This is a genomic window from Sutterella seckii, from assembly GCF_009183815.1.
Lineage (GTDB): Bacteria > Pseudomonadota > Gammaproteobacteria > Burkholderiales > Burkholderiaceae_F > Sutterella > Sutterella seckii.
Map to the genome: position 1 here is coordinate 38,621 of NZ_WEHX01000002.1, position 15,125 is coordinate 53,745.

The 15,125-nt window shown below is 60.5% G+C and carries 10 protein-coding genes and 1 other RNA gene; 6 read left to right on the forward strand and 5 right to left on the reverse strand.

Annotated features, from left to right (window positions below):
* Positions 1 to 6: 6 nt before the first annotated feature.
* The 3 genes from cmk to gyrA all read right to left on the reverse strand — a co-directional run bounded on the left by cmk (position 7) and on the right by gyrA (position 4,670).
* Positions 7 to 663, reverse strand: coding sequence for a (d)CMP kinase (gene cmk / locus GBM95_RS00760; protein ID WP_152157338.1), 657 nt, complete (start codon positions 661 to 663; stop codon positions 7 to 9).
* Positions 664 to 700: 37 nt separating this feature from the next.
* Entirely contained in the window at positions 701 to 1,813 is a 1,113-nt protein-coding gene (serC, locus tag GBM95_RS00765; protein WP_152157339.1) for a 3-phosphoserine/phosphohydroxythreonine transaminase, read from the reverse strand.
* Positions 1,814 to 1,877: 64 nt separating this feature from the next.
* A complete protein-coding gene (gene gyrA, locus GBM95_RS00770; RefSeq protein ID WP_152157340.1) occupies positions 1,878 to 4,670 on the reverse strand; it encodes a DNA gyrase subunit A in 2,793 nt (930 codons plus the stop codon).
* 259 nt (positions 4,671 to 4,929) lie between these two features.
* On the opposite strand from gyrA, the gene GBM95_RS00775 reads away from it, so the two are divergent.
* The 5 genes from GBM95_RS00775 to GBM95_RS00795 all read left to right on the forward strand — a co-directional run bounded on the left by GBM95_RS00775 (position 4,930) and on the right by GBM95_RS00795 (position 9,236).
* Entirely contained in the window at positions 4,930 to 6,249 is a 1,320-nt protein-coding gene (locus GBM95_RS00775; RefSeq protein WP_226963096.1) for a TRZ/ATZ family hydrolase, read from the forward strand.
* Positions 6,250 to 6,537: 288 nt separating this feature from the next.
* Positions 6,538 to 7,209: an OmpA family protein gene (locus tag GBM95_RS00780; protein ID WP_152157342.1), complete on the forward strand. Its 672-nt coding sequence runs from the start codon at positions 6,538 to 6,540 to the stop codon at positions 7,207 to 7,209.
* 92 nt (positions 7,210 to 7,301) lie between these two features.
* On the forward strand, positions 7,302 to 7,958 hold the full coding sequence (locus tag GBM95_RS00785; protein ID WP_152157343.1) for an HAD family hydrolase: 657 nt from the start codon (positions 7,302 to 7,304) through the stop codon (positions 7,956 to 7,958).
* Positions 7,959 to 8,070: 112 nt separating this feature from the next.
* Positions 8,071 to 8,433: a transfer-messenger RNA gene (ssrA, locus tag GBM95_RS00790) on the forward strand.
* Between the two features lie 224 nt (positions 8,434 to 8,657).
* A complete protein-coding gene (locus GBM95_RS00795; protein ID WP_152157344.1) occupies positions 8,658 to 9,236 on the forward strand; it encodes a TorD/DmsD family molecular chaperone in 579 nt (192 codons plus the stop codon).
* Positions 9,237 to 9,326: 90 nt separating this feature from the next.
* On the opposite strand, the gene GBM95_RS00800 is transcribed toward GBM95_RS00795, so the two are convergent.
* Together GBM95_RS00800 and GBM95_RS00805 are read right to left on the reverse strand one after the other, a co-directional pair.
* Positions 9,327 to 9,962, reverse strand: coding sequence for a 4Fe-4S dicluster domain-containing protein (locus GBM95_RS00800; RefSeq protein ID WP_152157345.1), 636 nt, complete (start codon positions 9,960 to 9,962; stop codon positions 9,327 to 9,329).
* A gap of 14 nt (positions 9,963 to 9,976) precedes the next feature.
* The gene (locus GBM95_RS00805) at positions 9,977 to 12,205 is read right to left on the reverse strand and encodes a molybdopterin-containing oxidoreductase family protein (protein ID WP_152157346.1); all 2,229 of its coding nucleotides are present in this window, start codon (positions 12,203 to 12,205) and stop codon (positions 9,977 to 9,979) included.
* A 275-nt stretch (positions 12,206 to 12,480) separates the two neighbouring features.
* Here GBM95_RS00805 and GBM95_RS00810 point away from each other — a divergent pair, with 275 nt between their 5' ends.
* Positions 12,481 to 15,018 (forward strand): DUF748 domain-containing protein, encoded by a 2,538-nt coding sequence (locus GBM95_RS00810; RefSeq protein WP_152157347.1) that lies wholly within the window; start codon positions 12,481 to 12,483, stop codon positions 15,016 to 15,018.
* Positions 15,019 to 15,125 lie beyond the last annotated feature (107 nt).

Genomic DNA, 15,125 nt, shown 5'->3' on the forward strand with positions numbered 1-15,125 from the left:
AGCAACTTAGCGAGCGAGTTGCCACCAGTCGAGCACTTTTTTAACGACTTCGTCAATCGTCATGTCGGAAGTGTCGAGAAGCTTTGCATCCGCTGCGGGCTTGAGGGGCGCCGCGGCGCGTTCCCGGTCGCGACGGTCGCGCTCCTCGAGGTCGCGCGTAAGCGCTGCCCGATCGGCCTTGAGCCCTCTTGCCTCGAGCTGCTTCGCGCGCCGCTCGGCCCGCACGGCAGCGGATGCCGTCATGAAAATCTTGAGGGGCGCCTCAGGGAAAACCACCGTTCCCATGTCGCGGCCGTCAGCAACAAGGCCAGGCGCTTCCGCAGCATTCCTCTGCAGATCAAAAAGCGCCTTTCTCACGCCCGGAATAGCGGCCACCTGAGAAGCGGCAACCCCCACCTTTTCCGTGCGGATCGCTTCCGTCACATCGCGGCCTTCGAGCCAGATCCTTGAATCGCGAAAGAGGGGCTTCAGGTTTCTGGCAACCGCTTCCGCAGCCGGACCGTCAGAGAGGTCGATGCCGGCCTCAAGGGACGCCAGCGCGGCAAGCCGGTAGAGCGCGCCGCTGTCGAGATAATGGAAACCGAGCGCCCTGGCAGCGCGTTCGGCAATCGTTCCCTTGCCGCTCGCGGCCGGTCCGTCAATGGTGATCACTGGTACGGTCATTTTTCCCTCTCGCTAAGAAATCTGCTGCTCTCCGGTCTTATGCCGGAACGACGATCTTCGTTTTTGCCGGATGCCGGACGGCAAAGTTCCGCATGAAGTCGGCAAGCTTCACCGCCCCTTCAATCGGCATGGCGTTGTACATGGATGCCCGGATGCCTCCGACGGACCGGTGGCCCGCCAGATTAATGAACCCCTCTGCAGCGGCTTCCTTCACGAAGACGCTCGTCAGCGCCTCATCGCGAAGGCGGAAGACCACGTTGACGCGGCTTCTCGAACCCTCGGCGACATGCGACACATAGGTGTCGGAGAGTTCGCTGATGACGCTGTAGAGCTGCGACGAGCGGACGAGCGCGCGGGCATTGAGCTTCTCGAGCCCGCCTTCATTCTCAATCCACTCGGCCATGAGGTTCGCGACATAGAGCTGAAAGACGGGCGGCGTATTGGGAACGCTGTCGGTACGGCTGTAGACGCCGTAGTTGAGAAGCGTCGGCACCTCGGCAGTCGCGAGCCCGAGCAGATCACGCCGAAGAATCACGACCGAAAGACCGGCGATGCCGAAATTCTTCTGCGCGGCGGCCCAGATGAGGCCGAATCTATTGACGTCCACGGGCCTCGTCATGAAGTTGCTCGACATGTCCGCGACGAGCGGCACGTCGGGCGCGTCCGTCAGCATCGGAGGCGCCGGAAATTCCACGCCGTGGATGGTTTCGTTGTCGCAATACGCGCAGTAGCTCGATTCCGGAAGGACTTCGAGCTCTTCATTGGCGGGCGCTCTCGTGCCCGACCCGGAATAAGCGGTCTGCACGCGCCCGAACCGGAGCGCTTCCTTTGCGGCCGCCTTGCTCCAGGCGCCCGTGATGATGTAGGTCGAAAGCGTCCCGGCTCCCAGGAGATTCATGGGCACCATCGAAAACTGCATGCGCCCGCCGCCCTGGCAGAAAAGGATGTCGTAATTGTCGGGCACCTTGAGGAGCGAGCGGATCCGGGCCTTCAGGTTCCGCATGATCTCCGCAACCTGCGGTCCCCGGTGGCCTGCCTCGAGAATCGAAAAGCCGAGTCCCTGATAGTCGAGGAGCTCCGACTGGATCCGCGAGAGCACCGGCTCAGGCAGCATCGCCGGACCGGGAGCGAAATTGAAAGGTCGTTTCATGGGAACCCCCATCAGACTCAAGCCCGGCAGAAAGACCGGGCTTGATCGTTGAGTGCGTGGTGAATTAAGGCTTCGATTTGCCGGCTTCGTCGCCTGCATCGGACTTCTCATCCTCTCCGGCGTCGCCGGAATCTTCGGCATCATCCATCTCGAGATCCTCGGACTCCTCTTCCTCAGAAGCATCGTCCTCGGGGACATTCTCGATATCGAGATGCGTCACCTCGTCCTCATCCTCTTCGCCCGTGCGGTCGATGCGCTCAATGGTCGCAAGCGTATCTTTGCCCATGCGGATGAGAATCACGCCCTTCGTTCTGCGGCCCCGCACCGGGATTTCACCGGCACGGGTGCGGACAACCTTGCCGCCCGTCGAGAGAAGCATGATGTCGTCCTCAGGCGTAACGATGAGCGCCGCAACGAGAGAACCATTCTCCTCGGAGGTGCGGATGGCAATGCGTCCCTTGCTGCCGCGCCTGTTGATCGGGAAGTCCGAAATCGCCGTGAGCTTTCCGAATCCCTTCGAGGTCGCCGTCAGCACGAATTTGTCGGAATCCGCACAGGTCGCAAGCGCAATCACGCTCTGGCCTTCGGCAAGTCGGATGCCGCGAACGCCGTGCGCCGCGCGTCCCATGACGCGGACGTCGGTTTCCTTGAACCGCACGCAGAAGCCGTCCGTATTGAAGAGGAACACGTCGTCCTCGCCCGAAGTGAGCGAAACGCCGATCAGATGTTCGCCTTCATCAAAGCTCATGGCGCGCACGCCCTGCTGCAGACGAACGGCGCCCGCAAATTCAGAGAGCCTCGAGCGCTTCACCGTGCCCATATTGGTCGCGAAGAGCACGAACTTCTCGTCGTCAAAGCCCTGGATCGGCAGAATGAAGCTGATTTTCTCGCCTTCGTCGAGCGGAAGGAGATTCACGATCGGGCGGCCCCTCGAGCTTGCCTTCCCTTCGGGAAGATCAAAGACGTCGATGCCGTAGACCTGGCCCAGGGTCGAGAAGCAGAGAATGATGTCGTGCGTATTGGCGATGAAGAGCTTTTCAATTGCGTCGTCCGCAACAGTCGCCTGAACGTTTCTGCCGCTGCCGCCGCGCTTCTGGGCGTTGTAGTCGGAGAGTTCCTGACTCTTCACATAGCCGCCGCGGGTGATCGAGACCACCATGTCGCGGCGCGGGATCAGATCGCGCTTATTGAAGTTGGGGTCGCCCTCAAGATCCACGGTCGAGCGACGTTCGTCGCCGTAGGCTTCGCGAATTGCAAGAAGCTCCTCGCGGATGATCGCCGTCACGCGTTCGGGCTTTCTCAGAATGTCGATGAGATCAAAGATGCGCTCCATCATGGCCGAATAGTCGGCAATAATCTTTTCGCGTTCAAGACCCGTGAGGCGGCGCAGGTTCATCGACAGAATATTGTCGACCTGCGTCTTCGTGAGGTAGTAGAGCCCGTCAGGCTGAAGCCCCCGCGATGCCTCGAGCCCCTCGGGGTCGGCGTCGCGCCCGTAGCTCCTCGCCCGCTCCGTAATGTCCTTCGCAAACCCGAGCGGCCAGCCGCGGCTCATGAGCGACGTCTGCGCTTCCTCGACGGTCTTCGCCGCGCGAATGAGGCGGATGAATTCGTCGATGTTGGCAAGCGCAATCGCCTGGCCGGCAAGAATGTGGCCGGCTTCCCGGCTCTTTCTCAGACGGAAGACCGTGCGGCGCGTCACCACCTCACGGCGGTGCGCGAGGAAGTAGGTGATCATCTGCTTCAGATTGAGGAGCATCGGCTGGCCGTCGACGAGCGCGACCATGTTCATGCCGAAGCTTTCCTGCATCTGGGTGTTCTTGAAGAGGTTGTTGAGCACGACCTCCGGCATCGTCCCCGTCTTGAGGTCAATCGCAATGCGGATCTGGCGCGTCGATTCGTCGCGCATTTCCGAAATGCCCTCGAGCTTCTTCTCGCGCCAGAGTTCATGCATGCGTTCGTAGAGAACGCGCTTATTGACCATGTACGGAATCTCGTCGACCACAATGCGGGTGCGGCCGTTGCCGAATTCCTCAAGATGCGTTCTCGCGCGCATGAGGACGCGCCCGCGGCCGGTGCGGTAGCCCTCGTGGACGCCGCTGATGCCGAAGACGATGCCGCCCGTCGGAAAGTCGGGAGCGGGCATGCGGCGGATGAGGTCGTCGATCGTGCAGTCAGGGTGCTCGAGCGCGTGCACGCAGGCGTCGATGGTTTCCTTCAGGTTGTGGGGCGGAATGTTGGTCGCCATGCCGACCGCGATGCCCGAGGAACCGTTGACGAGAAGTTCCGGGAGGCGCGTGGGCAGAACCACAGGCTCCATTTCGGAATTGTCGAAGTTCGGGATGTAGTCGACCGTATCTTCATGAAGGTCGGCGAGCATCTCCTCGGCAATCTTCATGAGGCGGACTTCCGTATAGCGCATGGCCGCCGCGCTGTCGCCGTCGATCGAGCCGAAGTTGCCCTGACCGTAGATGAGCGGATAGCGCATGGAGAAATCCTGCGCCATGCGCACGATCGTCTGGTACGCGGCGCTGTCGCCGTGCGGATGGAATTTGCCGAGCACTTCGCCCACCACGCGGGCGGCCTTCTTCGTGGGCGAATTCCAGACATTCCCGATTTCCTTCATCGCGTAGAGCACGCGGCGGTGCACGGGCTTCAGGCCGTCGCGCACATCGGGAAGCGCGCGCCCGACGATGACGCTCATTGCGTAGTCGAGATACGACTGACGCATCTCGTTCTCAATGGCTACCGGGAGAAGCTCCTGGGCAATGGCATCGCCCGAGGTCGGGGAGGACCCTTCGGGCTGACCTTCCTCTTCGTTGATCGCCTCACCCTCGTTCTTCTTGTCTTCGTCCATCAGCTCACCTGTTAGAGATGCGCCGCTTCGATGTCAGCGCACAAAAGGCCGCGGGCGCCTCGAGGGCTCAACCGCATGCGCAACATTTGAGAGCATGCATGCGGGAGCCGGCCGCCTGCGGCAATATCAGAAACGAGTTATTTTATCAGCTTCCATCCATTTTCCATCCCGCACGAACGGGCGCAGAGAGAGCCTCTCCGGAGTCTCGCCGGCGCCTTCGCTCCTGCCGCCGTTTTCCTTTCCACAGAAGAGAAAAGAAGTGCTCAACGCAGATACGATCATTGAGGCCCGCTGGGTCATTCCTGTCGCCCCGAAGGGCGTCATTCTTGAGAACACCTCCGTCGTGATTGCCGACGGCCGGATCATCGATCTGCTTCCGATTTCCGAAGCGCGCACGAAGTACAGCGCCCCGGAAGTCGTTTCCCTTCCGGAGAGCGCGCTCCTCCCGGGCTTCGTCAATCTGCATTCCCATGCCGCCATGAATCTCGTGCGCGGCCTCGGCGCCGACCTTCCCCTCATGGACTGGCTCACGAAGAAGATCTGGCCCGCCGAAGGAAAGCTCATGAGTCCGGAATTCGTGCGCGAGGGCTCGTGGCTCGCGGGTCTCGAAATGGCCGCGGGGGGCGTGACGACGACTTCCGACCACTACTTCTTCCCGAAGGCCGCTGCCGAGGGGCTCCGCTCGGCGGGGCTTCGCTGCGCGGTCTCCGGAATCGTGATCGGCTTCCCCTCGGCCTGGGCAAAAAACAACGCCGAATACCTTGAAAAGTCCGAGGCGCTGATCCGCGAATTCGAGGGCGACCGCTTCATCCGCACCACCATTGCGCCTCATGCGCCCTATACGGTGTCGGACGACTCCCTCAAGGCCTGCGCGGCGATTTCAGACCGCTACGGCGTGCCGATTCACATGCATGTGAACGAAACCGCGGGAGAAGTGGCCGACAGCCTGCGCGACCACGGCGAACGCCCGATCGAGCGCCTTCGCCGCTGCGGTCTCCTGAACGACCGCCTTATTGCCGTCCACAGCGTGCACGCCAATGACGACGACATCCGCGCGATGGCGGCCGCCCGTTCAAGCGCCTGCCACTGCCCGTGCTCCAACCTGAAGCTTGCCTCGGGCTTCGCCCCCGTCGCCAAGTTCCTCGCTGCGGGCGTCAATCTCGGCATCGGCACCGACGGTGCTGCGAGCAACGACAAGCTCGACATGCTCGGCGAAACGCGTCTGGCGGCCATGCTTGCCAAAGCCGTTGCGGGCGACCCCACCGCCGCCCCCGTCTTCGACATGCTCGAGGCGGCGACCCTCGGGGGCGCACGCGCGCTCAAGTGGGAGAGGGAAATCGGCTCTCTTGAAAAGGGCAAGGCCGCCGACATGTTTGCCATTTGCCTCGGCACTCCGGAGTCGCTCCCTGTTCAGGACCCCGCCGCACAGATTCTTTATTCGGCCGGGCGCGAATGCATCACGCACACCTGGGTGGACGGAAGCCTCATCATGGAGAAGTCTCAGCAGACGGTCTATCCCGATCCTCAGGCGATTGAGCGCGCCCGTTCGCTCGCCGCCAAGTGGCAGAGTCGAATTTGATATTCCGATTCAGTTTTCCTGCCGCCGAGCATCCGATGTCGGGCCGCGGCAGGAAAAAACATCCGGGATTAAAACGCTCATCATTGATCTTGATGCAAAGATCCTCGAAGTGCTTTGTCTATAATGGGCGACGCTTGAAAATCTTCCCATGCTGACCCGAACAGCCGCTCTGAAATGCATCGAGCGGCCGAAGATCAGCTTGATTTCCCACTGCGGGATGACCAGTCAGTGCCGTCTAAAGAAAGGACAGGCATTCTTCCTCGTCCTGTTTTCTAAAAGGATCCTCAAATGAAGACTTCCGCGAAGCTTTGCGGCATTGCCGCCGCTCTTCTTCTCGCTGCTTCCTTCAATGCCTCTGCCGCCGAGACCGTGAACCCCTACGTTCATTCCTCCTCCGGCCAGATCGTGAAGAACAGCACCGATCTTTGCTGGCGCACCGGCTTCTGGACCCCGGCTCTTGCCGAGGCGATGGGTGTTGACGGCGCCGGCTGCGCTTGCGATGCCGACATCCTCGACAAGCAGGCCTGCACCGCTGTTGAAGCTCCTGTTGCCACGAAGTCCGCTGAAAAGGTGACCTTCTCGGCCGACACGCTCTTCAACTTCGACCGCGCCACGCTCAAGCCCGAAGGCCAGGCCGTCCTTGACGACCTCGTCTCCCGCATCGCCGGCGTTGACATCGAAGTCATCCTCTCGACCGGCTATGCCGACCGTATCGGCAAGCCCGCTTACAACGAGAAGCTCTCGCAGCGTCGTGCCGACGCCGTCAAGGCCTACCTCGTTCAGAAGGGTGTTGATGCCGCTCTGATCAAGACCGAAGGCAAGGGCTCCGCTGACCCGGTCGTCAACTGCCCGAACCCCTCCAAGGCCGGTCAGATCAAGAACTTCCGCGCGCTCGTTGACTGCCTGCAGCCCAACCGCCGCGCCGTCGTTGAAGTTGTCGGCTCCCGTCCGGCCATGTAATCTTCCTCAGATGCCCCATGCATCTGTAGGCTGATCGCAACAAAGCCCCTGTCTACCGGCAGGGGCTTTCCTTTATGTGAAAAAAGAAAATCATGATCCCCGGCCTCTTTCTTTTCGACCTTGACGGAACGCTCGTCGATACCGCGCCCGATCTCGGGGGCGCCGTGAACGACATGCGCATTGCCCGCGGTCTTGAGCCGCTCCCGCTCGACCTCCTTCGCGAACCTGCAGGGCACGGTGCTCCGAAGCTCCTCAAGGCGGCCTTCAACATGGAGACGACGGATGAAGCGTATCCGGCGATGCGTGCGGAGTTTCTGAAGAACTACGCGGCGCGCGGCGTATCCCATTCGCCGCTCTTTGCCGGCATCCGGGAGCTCCTGGAAGCGCTCCGCGAAATGCATGTTCCCATGGGCGTCGTCACGAATAAGCCGCAGGAACTCGCCGACAGGGTCTGCCGGGAACTTGATCTCAGCGACTTCATGGAGGTCGTGATCGGCCTCGGGCCCGAAGGCACGAAACTGAAGCCCGCTCCGGATTCGCTGCTCCTGGCGCTGAAGCGGACCGGGATCCCCGCGGAAAAAACGCTCTATGCGGGCGACAACACCAAGGATGCGCTCGCGGCTCAGGCGGCCGGAATGCCCTTTGCCTTTGTCGCCTGGGGCTGCCAGCAGGAACTGCCTGATAGAGCGCTCTATGAATGCGCTGCCCGGACCCCTGCAGACCTCCTCTCCTGGATGCTCCGGCGGTAAGCGAAGCCGTTATGCTTTGATTTGTTGTGTAAACACCCCTCGGTTACTTTGCGTTTCAGACCATTCCTGCACTACCGGGCGTCTTCAGGGTATGATTCGCGTCACCACATCCGGGGGCGCCTTGGTTTCGACGAGGATACTGACGCTGTCCGGTGCATGCCGAGGTGCAGTCACCTCGTAAATCCGCTGCAATCAATTAAACGCCAACAACAAGCGTTTCGCTCTCGCGGCTTAATCCCGCGGGATGCTGCACTGATTTGACTTTGGGTCAGGCAGGGCAACCTGCTGCAGCATCAAATTACAAAGCCTAGGTTCGCCGGCTGTCGTCGACGGCGTTCCGAAACTTAGATGACTGGGCAGCCGCTGGCCCGCCGATTGGCAAAACGGCTGTCGAGATCCAAATCATTCGGCTACGCATGTAGATCCGCCAGAAAACGATTTTCGGACGCGGGTTCAACTCCCGCCGCCTCCACCAATTTTTAAAACCGCGACGCGCTTGAAGCACGCCGCGGTTTTTGCATATTGGGAAACCGGTAGCCCTATCGAATACCCGGCTTTTCGGGCTCCCGGAGCGCCGCATCGGCGCCGCGCCTTCCTTAAACCTCCTGGTGATTGCTAGGATTAAGAGGCGTCTCAACATTCTCCTGAGACGCTTTCCTTTTAAGTACCCGATTCTTTACTTCTGAGCGAAGACCCCCGATGCCCACAGAAAACACCTTCTCCGCGCTTCAGCCCGCCTTTGACGCCCTTGCGCTCCTCTTCCTCCAGCCCGAAACGCTCGGCGCCGCCGCGCAGCTCCCGCAGGCGGCTGAAGTCATTCTTGAAGCCGGAGCCAGTCTTCCTCAGACGCTCAGAAGCCGGCTCGACGAAATTGCCGCCCGCACACCTGTAAGCGATCTTGCGCTCGCTCAGGCCTATGCAAAGCTTTTCCTCGGCGTGGGCGAGAAAACCATTCCGCTTTGCGAGAGCGCCTGGACGAGCGCTCAGCACCTGCTCTGCCAGGGGGCGGAACTTGAATGCCGCCGGGTCTATGAAGATGCCGGCCTCGAGCTCGCGGGCGGCTCCGTCGTTCCCGAGGATCATTTGGGGCTCATGCTCGGTTTCCTCGCGGTATCGGCGCTTCGCGGCGACGCCCGGACGGGCTTGAGCTTCTATCAAACGCACGCCGCTCCGCTGCTCCCGGCGATTGCCGATGCCATCCGTCAGCGCGGCGAAGCTGCCGGCCCCTATCTCGATGTCGCCGACCTCCTTGAAGGCATTCATCAGACTCTCGCCTGAAGAACTCGCCTCAAGGACCCGAACTAAGAAAGGCCGCCCGAAAGGATTTTCTCCCGGGCGGCCTTTCCGTTATGCCTTGAGACGAAGTGTTCAGAGCTTCAGCTCATAGGACTCCACATCCATATGGGTTGCGATGTAGCGGATCTTGGGCTTTGTGCCCGCCTTCACGTTCATCGCCTTCGCCTGAGCAATGAGCTTTTCCATTTCGGGCGTGGGCGACTCGTAGTCAACGAGCGTCATCGCGCCGATGCCGCAGGCTTCAACGCAGGCGGGCTTCAGGCCCTTCGACGTGCGGTGCGTGCAGAGCGTGCAGTGTTCCGCGCGTCCGGCCTTATGCTTCTGCCAGGGCTCGAGGTCGCGAATCGCGAGCGGCGCCTTGTCGCCGAAGTAGTTGGTGACGCCGGAAGTATTGAACTGCGGGACGCCGTAGGGGCAGACCCTCGCGCACATCTGGCAGCCGATGCATTTTTCCTCGTCGACGAGCACTTCGCCCGCCGGGCCCTTGTGGATCGCCTTTGCAGGACAAACCTTCATGCAGGCGGGATTGTCGCAGTGCTGGCAGGAAGCGCGGAAGTAGTTGATGACGTTCGCCTTCGCGTCTTCAAGCCTCTGGATCTTTTCATAAAAGATCCCGGGCGCCACCTGATTTTCTTCCTTGCAGGCAATGGCGCAGGCATGGCAGCCCACGCACTTGTCGATATTGACAATGATTCCGTAGCTCGACATGTCTTTCTCCTTTATCAGGCGTTCTTCGCCGCATCAGCCTTGACGACTTCGACGCAGACGTCGTTGCAGCAGGGGTAGCCCGAAATCGGGTCCCAGCCCTTTCTCGGAATAAGACCCTGCGTTTCCTGATCGCCGCGCCAGCCGTACTGGGCGTCGATCATGCCTTTCCTCGCAAGGATCGTGACGCGCACGCGGGCGCGCACCTTGTCCTTCGAGTAGGGAGAAATCATCCAGACCTGGTCGCCTTCCACTAGATTGCGGGCGGCGGCATCGGCCGGATGCATGTTGATGTAGGACTCGGGCTCGAGCTCGAGGAGATACGGCTGATCGCTTCTCGTCTTCGAGTGCGTGATGTAGGGACGACGCGTGCCATTGAGGAGCTTCAACGGATACTTTTCCGTCGGCTGCGGCGCCTTCTCGTAGACGGGGAGTCCGGGGAAGCCGTGCTTCGCCAGAACGGACGAAACGAATTCGATCTTGCCCGAAGGCGTTCTGAAGCCGGGCTTGCCGTCAAAGCGCAGGATGCCCTTCGCATACTTTTCGGTCGCGGGCTTCGGGAACCATTCGCAGACCTTCACTGCCGGGAGCATCGCCTGACGCTCGGCATAGCTCGTGCCCCAGCCGTTCAGGATCGAATCGCAGGCCTTCACCGGGTCGCCGCCGAAGAAGAGGTCGCTGTCGCCCGTCACGGCCGCGCCGATCGTGAGCGCAATCTTCCAGTCTTCCCAGGCTTCGCCGAGAGGCTTCACGGGCTTTCTGGCGCTCACGGCGCGCCCATGGACGCCAAAGGGCGCATAACGCTCGAAGTTCATTGCGGCCGGAAGCACCAGATCCATGTCGTGGTGCGTCTCGTCGCGGTAGAAGTAGTCGGTCGCGAACGAGAAGTCGAGCTTTCTGATCGCTTCCTGATATTCGGCCGGGCTCGGCCAGATAAGAAGATTCGTGCCGAAGCCGGCAAACGCCTTGATGCGGCCTTCCTCCACCATTTCGGGGAGCTTGTTCGGGCTGCAGAGCACCTGCATTTCGTTCCAGACGGGAGCGAATTCGCGGTCGATGCGGCGCGCCTTCTGTTCGGGCTTGTTGAACCAGGCCTGATCAATGAAGGTCTTCGTATAGCCTTCGTCCCAGCGGATGTAGTCCTCGGGCCAGTTGTTGAAGGTCGAGCCGCCGGCGTTGTCGACGTTCCCCGTGAGGGCCATGAGGAGCGAATACGCGCGCACGTTGTTGCAGCCGTTCCCCTGATGCGGGATCGACTGCCCCGGGAGCATCATCGAGGAGGGCCCGTCGGCAAACATGCGGGCCGCCTTCACGACGTCGTCCGCCGGAACGCCAGTTTCCTTTTCCACGTATTCGGGCGTAAAGGCTTCGCAGTATTTGACGAGCTCTTCATAGCCCGTGCACCACTTGTCGACGAACTCGCGCTTCACGAGTCCTTCCTTCACGAGGACGCGGATCATGCCCCAGGCAAGCGCGCCGTCGGTGCCGGGCTTCACCTGCAGGTGAATGTCGGCCTGTTCGGCAACCTTCGTGCGGCGCGGATCGGAGACGATGAGCTTCAGACCGCGCGCCTTCTGCGCGAGGAGATTCCTGAAGAACCCGTGGGGCGAAGCCCAGGAGCCGTTCTTGCCGACGATCATGCAGCACTTCGTCTTCGGGCTCGGACCGCCTGCGATTTCAGCGCCGTAGGAAAGCTCGAGCGCATGCACGTATGCGAGGTTGCAGGCCACCGAACTTTCGCAGCAGTAATTGGGGCTGCCGAAATAGCGCGCGAGACGCATGACGGGAGGACGGGGCTCCTTCGGGTCGCCGCAGTAAAAGAGCACGCGGTCGGCGCCGTTCTTTTCCTTCACGGCATTGAGCTTCTCGGCAATCGTCTTGATCGCCTCGTCCCAGCTGATGCGCACCCAGCCCGGATCTGCCGCCCCCTTGGGCGCCGTGCGCTTCATCGGGTAAAGGAGCCGGTTGGGGTTGTAGAGCCTCTGGAGCGTCGAAATGCCCTTCGAGCAGAGGAAGTGATTCGGATGTTCGTTCCAGTTTTCAATGCGGATCACGGTATTGCCGCGCGCCTTGAAATGGATGCCGCACATCGGCATATGGTTGCAGGAATCGCAGATGGTCCAGCCGGACCAGTCGGTCTGAGATTCCTGAGAGTCTGCTGCACGGACAGCAGGCTGGAAAAGCGCGGCGGCAAAGCCCGCGCCCGCACCCTTCATCAGGGCGCGGCGTGAGACGGACAGGGTCATTTTGTTCTCCTTGCGCTTTCTGTTTTTGTTTTGGAAATGCGCAATTTTTTGAATTGGTCCTTTTTCCATCCTAGGAGAACTTGTGAGGCACTTCTATTCGTAAATATCCTAGAGCCGCTAGTGATTCAAACGTGCTATGGGTCCAAGCGGGTAAACAGAACCGCCGCCTGAAGCCGCCCGATGCAAATTGCGAGCAAATGTTCAAATTTCTCCTCTTTCTTCCCTCGAGCCGATAATGTTCTAAACACATATCCCTACCGAAACAGGAATTCTCTATGGCGAAAGTCCTCAAATTCACCGCATGCGCCGCTGCGGTTGCCGTAGCGCTTTACGCCGGCGCCGGCTACGTCGGCGTTCCCTATGCGACGCGCACCGTTCTTGAAAAAGTGGTGTCTCAGGAGCTCGGCCGCGAAGTAACGCTCTCCGACGTTTCCTTCAATCCCTGGACGCTCGTTTATGAACTCAAAGGGCTCTCGATCCCGGAAGCAGGGAGCGACCCGCTCCTCAGGCTCGACCTCCTGCGCGTCGACGCCTCGATTCAGACGCTCTTCAAGCTTGCTCCCGTCATTGAGGAAGTCACCATCGACGGCCTTCGCATCAATGCCGTCATGAATGAAAAGAACCGCCGGGATGTAGAGCGTCTGCTCGGCAAATCCGGGACATCCGAAAAATCAGACGGCGCGGCTGCTGAAAAGAAGAGCGAAGCCTCCTCCGGGCTTCCTCAGTTTGCGGTCTACAACATTTCCGTCACGAACAGCTCTCTCAGCTACCGCGACGATGCGCAGAAAATCAATCAGGCGCTCACCGACCTGACGCTGAGGCTCCCCTTTGTTTCCACGATGGAAAGCGCTTCGGAAAGTCTCGTGACGCCGGAGCTCGCGTTTAAGCTCAACGGCTCCCAGATTGAGGCGACAGGCTCTACAAAGCCCTTCGGCACCACGCTCGAAGCGCGCCTCAACTTCAAGGTTTCCGCCCTTGACGTGGCCGAACTTGCGCGCATTGTTCCCGCGCTCAATTCCGACAACCTGCGCGTTGCCGATGCAAAGCTTTCTTCCAACCTAACCTTCGTCTTCCGCAACCCGACGGGCGGGAACCCGGCAAAGATGCTGCTTTCGGGCACAACCTCCCTCGCGAACGTTTCCGTCACCCAGAAGGAGAGTCCGATCGTCACGCTCCCGAAGGCCGAGCTCAACCTCAACGAACTTGACCTCGTTGACCAGCGCGCCGTCGTGGAGAATCTGACGCTCACAGGGCTCAGGCTCGACGTCAGGAATTCCAAAGCGGGCATCAACCTGCTCGCGGCTGCTGAAAGCGCTGCCGGCGGCACGGAGAAAGCCAAGCCTGAGGCGAAGACAGAAGCAGCGCCTGCTGCCTCTTCCTCCGCTTCGCCCTGGACCTGGAAGGTGGTCGCGGCTTCGCTTCGCGACGCCAATATTTCCTGGACCGACTCCACGCTTTCGCCGGCCGCAAAAATTACCGTTGCGAATCTCGATGCCTCCGTGAAGAACCTTTCTTCGGACGCTGAGAAGGCGGGGAGCTTCTCCGTTTCGGCTGAACTTTTAGGCGGCAGAATCGAAAGCTCCGGCACCGCTCAGATTTCTCCGCTTGCCGTCTCGGCTGCCGCCAAAGGCACGAGACTTTCCCTCAATGCAGTCGCTCCTTACATAACTAAGGCGCTCGGCGCAGACGTAAGAGCTGGCATTGCCTTTGACGTCAAGGCGGATCTGAAGGGTTCGGATGCTGCCGCTTCAGGCACCGCCACCCTGAACGACTTCACGCTGAAAGAAGGAAAATCAACGCTTGCGTCCTTCAAGACGGCGACGCTCAAGCTCAATTCCGTCGACACCGCGAAGCGCTCCGCCGATGTGGCGCTTGTCTCGCTCGCGAGCCCCGTCGTCAATGCCGTCATGACGAAGTCGGGCATCAATTTTGCGAAGCTTGCCGGCTCCGGATCGGAGTCGAAGACTCAGACTGAAGCAAAGCCAAGCAGCAAGGCTGAAGCGAGCGCCCCCGCCTGGTCGTGGAAGGTTGCTCAGGCCTCCGTCACCAACGGCACGCTCAACTATCGCGACGAAAGCATCAGCCCTGTCGGCACGGCATCGATTCCGAAGCTCAATCTGACGGTCAAAAATCTTTCCTCGGCCAAGGGAAGCCTCGGCACGGTCGACTTCTCGAGCGGCTTGGGCGGCGGCAGCCTCAACGCTGCAGGCAAATTCGGCATCTCCCCGGTTGCTGCCGATATTGAAGTCAAGGGCAGCAAGATCGGCCTCAAGCCTTTCTCCGGCCTCATGACCGGCTACGCCGGCATCGGCGCCAAGTCCGGCACCTTCGATGCGTCCGGCCGCATGAAGCTTGCCTCTCAGAAGGAAAAGACCATTGCCGGCTGGAAGGGAGATCTTTCCCTCTCGACGCTCGATCTGACGAACAGCAAGGGCACCGGGCTCATGAGCTGGAAGAAGGCGTCTCTTACGGGGCTCGAGGTTGAAACCACGGAACCCATCCACCTTGTCGTCGCCAAGGCTGAAATCGATCAGCCCGCGCAGAAGCAGGTCGCGGCCGTGAAGGAAATCGCAGGCATTGCGTCCCTGATTTCGTCCCTCACCGGAAAAGACAAGACTGCTCAGAAAATCGAGAAGTACAGCGAGAAGATTCCCGACAAGATCACGCTTGAAAACGTTCGCTATGAAAACGGCAAATTCTCCGCCGAAGGCGTGAGTGCAGCTTCCGTCGGCGGCATTCTTCTCAACAAGCTCTCCGAAGCCATGAGCGAAAAACTCGGCGGAAGCTCTTCCGCGACCAGTACGACAAAGTAGCTTGTGAAGCCAGCCTGCAAGCAATGAAAACTTGCCGCAGAGGAGTCCTGCTTCAGGATTCCTCTGCAGGAGTGCGGCATGAAGACGGGCATTAGCGCCGAATTGAG